The 6,312-nt window shown below is 60.5% G+C and carries 4 protein-coding genes; 1 reads left to right on the top strand and 3 read right to left on the bottom strand.

Annotated features, from left to right (window positions below):
• Nucleotides 1-521: 521 nt before the first annotated feature.
• Both HUU46_16375 and HUU46_16370 read right to left on the bottom strand, forming a co-directional pair.
• On the bottom strand, nt 522-1,487 hold the full coding sequence (locus HUU46_16375; GenBank protein NUM55222.1) for a fasciclin domain-containing protein: 966 nt from the start codon (nt 1,485-1,487) through the stop codon (nt 522-524).
• A gap of 127 nt (nt 1,488-1,614) precedes the next feature.
• The gene (locus HUU46_16370; GenBank protein NUM55221.1) at nt 1,615-1,809 is read right to left on the bottom strand and encodes a hypothetical protein; all 195 of its coding nucleotides are present in this window, start codon (nt 1,807-1,809) and stop codon (nt 1,615-1,617) included.
• A gap of 48 nt (nt 1,810-1,857) precedes the next feature.
• Here HUU46_16370 and HUU46_16365 point away from each other — a divergent pair, with 48 nt between their 5' ends.
• Entirely contained in the window at nt 1,858-3,090 is a 1,233-nt protein-coding gene (locus HUU46_16365) for a metallophosphoesterase (GenBank protein ID NUM55220.1), read from the top strand.
• Between the two features lie 14 nt (nt 3,091-3,104).
• Here the strand turns inward: HUU46_16365 and HUU46_16360 are convergent, their stop codons facing one another.
• Nucleotides 3,105-6,311 (bottom strand): CusA/CzcA family heavy metal efflux RND transporter, encoded by a 3,207-nt coding sequence (locus HUU46_16360; protein NUM55219.1) that lies wholly within the window; start codon nt 6,309-6,311, stop codon nt 3,105-3,107.
• Nucleotide 6,312 lies beyond the last annotated feature (1 nt).

The following is a 6,312-nucleotide window of genomic DNA, read 5'->3' as shown; positions in this document are numbered from 1 at the left end:
CGAATGGAAGCAAGGCGAAACGGATACGGACCCAACAAGGAAGACCGCCACGCCGGTCAAGGTTGATTTACCTTCTCATGGAAGCACGAGCACGACGAAATGTGCGAATTTCAGACTCATGGTGCTGGAGCAGGTTAAGAAAGGTCGTAGCCGGTATGTCCTTTCGGATACCAAGAAGCCATGAGAAATCAATTTCAAATTTGAAATCTCAAATTTCAAAGCAACACGAGCAGAATGTCTTAGACGTCTATTTTCGGGACAGCACGGGCACGAGAATTCGGCTACGCAATATCTCGAATTGCTCTGGTGTCGTGAATACCAAGTTCGTTCGAAAGGTCGAGCGCGCATAGAGGTTGTGCGGGAGTTCGAATGCTCGATTACGATTACGAGCACGAGCATGAGCACGACTGAACCCGTGTGACACATCCGCTTTTCGAGGGGTGCGTGAGTCTATTGATGCAGAAAGGGCGCGCCCACCGTCGTGGACGCGCCCTTCGGAATATCTTTCGGCAAAACTGCGATTACTCGGCGGCGGCTACTTGCACCGCATCTTCGGCTTCCGCCTTCGCGACCTGCATATCGGCGGGAAGCAGCACATTGTCGATCGCGAGAACGTTGCCGTTGCTGGCGACCATCGCGTCCCCGACGATGCCGGCGTTGTTCACGCTTACCTTACCGGAGACGGGGCACTGGCTGACGGCGAGGTCCGCGCCGCCGGCGCTCTTCGCAGTCTTGGCCTCGGCAAGGCACCCGGACTTCAGCGCGGCGCCCTTGATAATGTGGTTGGCGACGAGGGCTTTCAGCTTGGCGTCATCCTGAAGGATTGCGGCCCATTGTTCGGCCGGGATTTTCTGGAAGGCTTCGTTCGTGGGCGCGAGGACTGTCTTTGGGTCCGGGCATGTGAACTCGCCCGACATGCCGGCGGCCTTCACCGCGAGCGCGAGCGTCGTGAAGCGGCTATCGCTCGTGACCAGCTTCGCGATGTCCTTGCCTTCGCACGCGGAACCATCCGCGCACGCGCCGTCCTTCGCCGCGACCTGCTTTGCGGCTCCGTCCGCACAACATGCGCCCTTCTCTTCTTTGGCGAGACTTGCGTTCTTTGCGGAGGATGGGCAGGTCCCGGCGGCCTTATCCGCGCAGGTACCGCCTTTTTCGTCTTTCGCGAGGCTCGCGTTTTTCGCATCCGCGCAGGCGCCGCCCTTTTCACCCTTCGCCAGGCTGGCGTTCTTGGCGGACGACGGGCACGTGCCGGCGGCGGCCTTGCTGGCGCTGCACGTGCCGCCCTTGGCATCGGCGAGCTGAATCCGGCCGTTTTCCAACGCTTCGCCGCGTTCCGCGGCTTCCTCAGCTTGCCATTTCGGGCATGACTTGCCGCCGTACGCGGTCGAACCCGCGTTGGTTGGCAGGGCACTCCACCCCAGCGCAACCGTGAGTGCGACGCCCGCCGAGATGATCGCGCCATACGATGCAAGCTTTTTCAACAACATACGAATGCCCTCCGTTGATGAGACAGAATTAGTACCACCTTCTGTATTCGTAAACCCGCCAGGGCCATGTCAGGGTTCCCGCAGGCGCCCAGCTTTGCAGTGCCGCCAGTCTACCACAAATCGGGCGTTACGCAAATGGGGATATAAGGACGGCGAAGAAGATGCCGAGGCCGTCCGCGGCGAGGTCGTATACGTCGGCTACGCCACCGGTGACGACGTCAATAATCTCCTTGCCGACACCGGCGATCATTGCGAGGCCGGGTTTGAAAAATGCTATAGCGAAGCTAATCCAGAAATGCAGGAGCTTGTCTGTCTCGACCATACGTACCCCCTATGGTGACGGCTGCGTTGGCAGAGTATGCTATCGCGGATGGAAACAAAACAAGAGGTTCGCCGGCACTTTCTTAGAAAGACCGTGCGCCTGTTTGCGGCGCTGCTCGTCGCAGGCGCCATCATCTTTGTACCCACCGCGCTATCCGAAAACCTATCAGCCCCGGCGTGGGCGGAGCCAATTATCCGGGGTCTTTCTCGCATAGCCTATATGTTGCGGATGCCGGTGATGATGGTTGCGGCATCAATTGCGCCTTTCGAGGGCGCGCACGTGAAATCGCCGAATCTCTACTATGCGTGGACTTCGTTAGCCGCGCCGATTTTCTGGGCGGCGATGTCGCTGCCGCTGATACGTATCGGAAGGAACGTTCGCCGTAGGCACGAGAAACGCCGGCTGGCGAAGGGCAAACCCGCGATGTCGCGCAGGACGTTTCTTGCGGGCGCGGCGACGTGCGTGGCGGGCGCGGGCGGGTTGGGCGGTTACGGTGTCTTGGTCGAACCGCAGCGGGTGCGGCTCGCGCGATACACCGTGGCAGTGCGAGACCTGCCCGCATCGATGGACGGGTTCCGCATTGTGCATATTTCCGACACGCATTACGGCCCGTTCATTTCGTTGCCGTTTATCCGCGCGGTGATCGATCAGGCGAATTCGCTCGACGGCGATCTCGTGATTCTCACGGGCGATTATGTTCACCGCACGCCGCTCGCGATTGGCGCGGGCGTGGATGTCTTGAAATTCGTGAGGGCAAGGCTCGGCGTCGTCGCCACACTCGGCAACCACGATCATTGGGAAGGCGCGGACGGCGTGCGCGCGGCGTTCGACGAGATCAAACTGCTGCTGATCGATAATGCGCGGCGCTTCGTCACGCGCGACGGCATCCACGACGAACCGGTCATCGGCGAATCAATCTGCATCGGCGGCGTCGGCGATCTCTGGGAAGACGCGAACGATTTCACCCGGGCGCTCGCGGACGCGCCGGACGGCATGCCGCGCATCGTTCTCGCGCACAACCCCGACTCCGCGGAACACGTCGCGCCGGGCACTCGCATCGATTTGATGTGCAGCGGCCACACCCACGGCGGACAGGTCTGGGTGCCTGGCTTCGGCACGCCCGTCACGCCCAGCGCCTACGGCCAGAAATACGCCGGCGGGATGTGCCGGGGCCCGCATTGTCCCGTCCTCGTCTCCCGCGGTGTGGGTATGGCGATCATGCCGGTACGTTTCGGCGTGCCGCCGGAGATCGGGGAAATCACGTTGGCGAAGCCTGCCTAGCGCGGCTCGCTCGCCTATGCACGGCTGATTGTATCGGCGCCAACGGCATCCGCGGGAACGTGTGGCGTGGACGTATTGAACATTCGATACAGGACCGGCAATACGATCAGCGTCAGCAGTGTGGACGAGATGATTCCTCCAATGACGACCGTAGCAAGCGGGCGCTGGACCTCGGCGCCGGTACCCGTGGCCATGGCCATTGGCAAGAAGCCTACGGATGCAACCAGCGCTGTCATCAAGACGGGGCGCAGCCGCGTGACGGCGCCTTCGGTCACCGCTTGCTGAAGTGGAGTACCCTCTGCCAGAAGCTTTTTGATGAAGGAGATCATCACCAGCCCATTGAGCACGGCTACGCCGGACAACGCAATGAACCCGACACCGGCCGATATCGAGAGCGGCAGGTCGCGCATCCAGAGGGCGATTACGCCGCCCGTGAGCGCCAGCGGGACGCCGGTGAACACCAGCAGACAGTCCTTGATGTTGCCGAACATCATGAAGAGAAGGATGAGAATGAGGAACAGCGCGAGAGGGACGACGAGTTGGAGCCGTTGCGCCGCGGAGATCATTTGCTCGAATGTGCCGCCCCATGTCACCCAGTAGCCGGCGGGAATGCTCACCTCTTCTCGGACCCTGCGTTGCGCCTCGCTGACGAACGACCCGATATCGCGTCCGCGCACGTTGGCGGTGACGACGACACGGCGTTTGCCGCTCTCACGGCTCACCTGGTTCGGTCCCGGTGCAACCGAGAAGTCAGCGACGCTTCCAAGGCTCACATAGCTCTGGCCGGCGCCCGCCGAAATGTCGTTCAGGTTGGAAGCCAGGACGATGTTGCCGCCGCTGGGAAGCGGCACGGGAAGCCGCTTTAGCATTTCCACATCGGACCGTAGATCCTCGGGCATTCTGACGATAATGTCGAACCGTTTGTCCCCTTCGAAGATGCTGCCCACTTCCTTTCCTCCGACAGCGACTTCGATGACGTCCTGGACGTCCGCGACGCTCAGGCCCAACCGCGATATGGCCGCGCGATTGGGCGTGATGCTGAGCAGGGGAAGACCGGTGACCTGTTCGACCTTGACGTCCTGCGCCCCCGGCACCTTCTCGATGATCTTCGAGGCGGCTTTCGCCGTATCGAGAAGAACTTCCATGTCGTCGCCGAATATTTTGAGCGCCACGTCGGTCCGCACACCGGCGATGAGTTCGTTGAATCGCATTTGAATGGGCTGAAGGATTTCGTAATTGTTCCCCGGGACATTCGCGATAATCGCAGACAGTTCCTGAACGATTTCCGGTCCGGTCTTTTCCGGGTTGGGCCACTCTTCGCGCGGTTTCATGATGATGAAATTGTCCGCAACGCTGGGCGGCATTGGGTCCGTGGCGATTTCGGCGGTGCCCATTTTTGCGACAATCTTGTTTACTTCCGGCATCTTTTTGATTTCGGACTCGAGCACATTCTGCATCTCGATGGCCTGGCTGAGGCTGGTCCCGGGAATGCGCAGCGCGTGCAACGCGATGTCGCCCTCGTAGAGATGCGGAATGAATTCGGTGCCCATGCGGGTGGCCAACGCGGCGCAGATGCAGAGCAGCGCGACGGCGCCCGTGAGCACGGGGGCCTTAAGCTGCAGCGCCCACCGCAGCGAGGGGACATATAGCGCCTTTACTGCCTGGACCAGCAGGTTCTCCTTTTCCGCGACTTTTCCGCGCAGCAAGATGGCCACCGCGGCGGGAACGAACGTAATCGAGAAGATCATCGCGCCGCCGAGCGCGGCCAGTACGGTGAACGCCATCGGCCGGAACATCTTCCCTTCGACCCCCGTGAGGGTGAGAATCGGCAGATAGACGACCATGATGATAAGTTGGCCGAAGAGAATCGCCCGGCGCGTTTCCGCCGACGCCTGAAACACGACGTCCAACCGTTCCGCGAAATTCAGCCGCCGGCCCAAACGGTGTTGTTCCTCGGCCAGACGGCGGATGCAGTTTTCGACGATGACGACCGCGCCATCGACGATGATGCCGAAATCGAGTGCGCCGAGGCTCATGAGGTTCGCGCTGACGTGATTCGTCACCATGCCGGTGATGGTAAACAGCATGGCGAGCGGGATGATCGACGCCGTGATGATCGCCGCGCGTATGTTGCCCAAGAACAGAAACAGGATGACGATGACCAGCAGCGCGCCTTCGCTGAGGTTCGTCCAAACGGTCTGGATCGTCTTGTTGACCAGTATGGTGCGGTCGTACACCGTTTCCGCGACCACCCCTTCCGGCAGCGACCGATTGATCTCGTCGATCTTTTTGTCTACGCCTTGCGAGACCGTTCGGCTGTTCTCGCCGACGAGCATGAAGACGGTGCCGAGCACCGCTTCCTTTCCGTTTTCCGTGGCCGCTCCCGTGCGAAGTTCCTGGCCCAATCCCACTTTCGCGATGTCGTGCAAGTGAATGGGCACGCCGTCCTTGGCCGTGACAACAATTTGCGACAGATCGTCCGCCGTGGACGCCTGGCCCGGCGCCCGAACAAGCCATTGAGAGCCGGACCGTTCGATATAGCCGGCCCCAACGGTCGAGTTGTTTCGTTTCAGCGCTTCCAGCACGTCCTGAAACGTCAGACCGTATTCGATCATGCTTTTGGTGTCGGGCGTGACGTGATACTGTTTCTCGTACCCGCCGATCGTGTTTACGTCGGTTACGCCCTTGACGGTCCGTAACTGCGGTTTGACCACCCAATCCTGAATTGTCCGCAGGTCCGTGGGCGTGTAGGGAGTGCCGTCGGGTTTGAGCGCTCCTTCCTTGGCCTCGACGGTGTACATGTAGATTTCGCCCAGTCCGGTGGCGATGGGGCCCATCGTTGGGTCGATGCCTTCGGGAAGGTTTCCCTTCGCCTCCTGGAGTTTTTCGTTGACCAACTGCCGCGCGAAATAAATGTCCGTGCCATCCTCGAATACGATGGTCAATTGTGAGAGACCGTAACGGGAGAGTGAACGGGTGCTTTCGAGGCGCGGCAAACCGGCCATAACCGTTTCGAGCGGGAACGTAATGCGCTGTTCGACCTCGAAGGGCGAATACCCAACGGCTTCGGTGTTGACTTGCACCTGCACGTTGGTGATGTCGGGGACCGCGTCGATTGGCAGCAGGAACGCGTTGTATACCCCGAGGCACGCTATGGCGAACGTTACACCGACTACAAACCATCGGTGTTCGAGCGAAAACCGCACGAGTCGATCGAACATG

The organism is Candidatus Hydrogenedentota bacterium, assembly GCA_013359265.1.
In the GTDB taxonomy this organism is placed as follows: Bacteria; Hydrogenedentota; Hydrogenedentia; order Hydrogenedentales; family SLHB01; genus JABWCD01.
The sequence above is the reverse complement of the archived record's forward strand: the minus strand, read 5'-3'. Positions and strand labels throughout refer to the sequence as shown.